Genomic DNA, 2852 nt, shown 5'->3' on the forward strand with positions numbered 1-2852 from the left:
GTGGCGGTGACCGCGACCTCCGACCCGACCGGCACGTGGAACATCTACACGTTCGCCACGACGGATGACGGAACCGCCGGAACCCCCAGCGACGCCGGCTGCCCGTGCTTCGGTGACCAGCCGCTGATCGGGGCCGACGCCAACGGCTTCTACATCACGACGAACGAGTACTCGATCACCGGCCCCGCCTTCAACGGAGCCCAGATGTACGTGATGTCGAAGCTGGGCCTGGAGACTGGCAAGAACACGGCGGTCATCCACCTGCAACCGGGTCTGGACCCGGCGGTGACCAGCACGCTCGGCGGCGTGGCGTTCTCGATCCAGCCGGCGACGGCGCCCGCGTCGGGGTACGAGAGCGCGGCGAACGGCACCGAGTACTTCCAGAGCGCGCAGGACTTCGGGGCCGCGCCCGCGCTAGGCACCAGCGCGAACACGATCGCGGTGTGGAACCTCACCAACACCGCGTCCTTGAACGGCAAGTCACCGAACGTGGCGCTGCACGAGGTCGTCGTGCCGAGTGAGCTCTACGCCCAGCCGCCCAACGCGTCGCAGGCTCCCGGGACGCTGATCATCAGTGACCATCTTCCGATGCTGTCCACCAACGACGACCGGATGAACCAAGCGGTCTTCGCGGGCGGGAGGCTCTGGAGCGCGGTCAACACCGGGGTCAAGACCCCGCAGGGGCCGACGGTTTCCGGCATCGCGTGGTTCGCGACCACGCCGGCCACCGCGGCGGGCGGTGCGTTGAGCGCGACGCTGGCCGGACAGGGTTACCTGGCGGTCAACGCCGAAGACGTTCTGTTCCCGTCGATCGGCGTCACCCCCTCGGGCAAGGCGATCATGGCGTTCACGCTCGCCGGGCCGGACAACCACCCGAGCGCGGCGTGGGCTCCGATCTCGCTGTCGAGCGGCGCCGGGCCGGTGTTCGTCAGCGCGCGTGGAGCCAATGCGGCCGATGACTTGACCGCGGTCAAGGCGTTCGGTGGCCACGGCACTGTCCGCTGGGGCGACTACTCGGCTGCGGTGTCCGATCCGTCCGGCACGGTATGGATGGCCAACGAATACATCTCCGGCCAGGAGGCGGACTCCTTCGCCAACTGGGCGACATTCATCGCGCATGTAACGCCGTAAAAAGAGGTCGCGATACGTAATTGACGCAATTAACGCAACAGGTCTGCTGGCCGTGCTCACGCCCTCGTGAGCGCGGCCAGCAGTCGTTGGGCGGCGTCTGATACAGGCGAGTGGCTCGGGCGGCTGGCGAGCATCGTCAACGCGTCGAGAACGGACGTCGGTTGCCTCGATGCGTGGGCTGACGTCAGGGCGTCGGCAGCGAGATTCAGCAGGTGTGAGGTGTAGGGCTCCGGCTGGTTCACGGCTGGAGGCAGGATCGCGGGAAGCCAGCCGAGGATGGCTGTACCGATCGCGGACGCTACGGCGCGGTCCATCGCCGCGGCACGAGCGCTGACGGTGCCTTCGTCGGAGTCGTGGGAATCATGCGCGTCGGCAGGCGCCCGCAGCACGTACTGCAACGCCGGGACCGCCGTGCGCAGGAACTGGCGGTCGGTGCGCGTCGCGAAAGCGGCGAGCGCGGTGCCGAAGCGGTGAGCGTCGAAGCGGCCTGACGTGGCGAGGATGGCGAGCGATTGCGCCGCGTCGGCGCGCTTGGCCGGGGAGCGGGACGTGAGGGCTCGCGCGATGGCCGCGAGGGTGCCGTGGCCGTCGATGTGCCTGTCTGTATCATTGCCATCGCGACCTTGATCCGGGTCGGAATCCTGTGCCTGCGCCGCGTGGGCGAGTTGGGTCAGCACGGGAGTCGGGCACGATCCGCCATGGGCATCCGGATGCCGCGGGTGCCACGCCGCCGCGATGGCGATGAGGTCTGGACGGCCGGGCAGCAGAGCCGGCCAGCAGATCGTCCAGCAGGAGCCGTCCGCCAGGGGGCGCGGCGGGTACCAGCCGCGCCGCAGCAGGTGGATCAGGGTGCTGGGAGCGAGCGGGCCCGTGCTGCGCGAGGAGTACCGGTCATCGGCCGAGCCGCTGACGAGCGTCTCCGGCAGCGTTATGAGCGGCTGAGCCCGCGGGGGACTGATCCGGGTGCGGGCGTACGCAGCTGACGTGTCCTCGGCTACGAGATCGGCGCTGCTCGGGAGGGTGGGCCTGCCGTCGCGTAGCCACCCGGCAAGTCGGCGTCCGGCCGGTGACGCGAGACGATGCGCGGCACGCGCGGCCATGGGCGCGGGCGAATCCGGCAGGCGCAGCAACGCTTGGTCGAAGTCGAGCGGCCACGGCTGCCAACCGTCGGATTCGGCCGCCGCGATACGTGCGGCCAGCACGTCGGGGTCGATCCAGCCGTCCGGGTCGGTCGGAGTGCTCACCGGCTCGACCGGTCCGGTGTCGCCGATGTGCGCGGCGAGTTCAGCGAGACGCAGCGTGAGGATGTCCGCCGGGGTGCGCAACGCGTACGGGTCCATGCCGGGCGGACGGTCGAGGTTCAGCGCGAGCCGATGGAACAGCCGGGCAAGTTCGAAACCCGCGTAGCCACTCGCGCGGTCGTGGAGCCGAGACGGGGCGGGAAGCCAGGCCGCGTTGACGGCAAGCGCATGCAGCTGGCGCAGCGGGGTCGCGAGCGGCAGGTCACGGCCCTGGCCGCGGCCCAGGCCCAACTGTGGGGCCAAGCCCTTGTCGACGACAGGTGCGAGCGCGGCACGTAGGGCCGATCGGTCCTCGCGCGCCGCGTGCACGAGGTCGGCGAGGGCGAGTTCGAACGCGAAGCCGTCCGTCGGGCCCTGCGACAGCAGGTCCGCGATCGTCGCCGCGACCGCGTCGGGGGTCGGCGGGGGAGGCGATGAGCG

General features: G+C 70.3%; 1 protein-coding gene and 1 pseudogene. One reads left to right on the forward strand and one right to left on the reverse strand.

All coding sequences use genetic code 11. The features are described 5' to 3' along the window. Positions 1-1131 (forward strand): annotated as a pseudogene (locus VGS97_RS10725) (hypothetical protein); the annotation flags it as partial. 56 nt (positions 1132-1187) lie between these two features. Here the strand turns inward: VGS97_RS10725 and VGS97_RS10730 are convergent. Continuing rightward, on the reverse strand, positions 1188-2852 hold a 1665-nt coding region (locus VGS97_RS10730; protein ID WP_326853193.1), incomplete at its 5' end, for a hypothetical protein.

It is taken from the genome of Actinocrinis sp. (assembly GCF_035946395.1).
Classification (GTDB): Bacteria; Actinomycetota; Actinomycetes; order Streptomycetales; family Catenulisporaceae; genus Actinocrinis.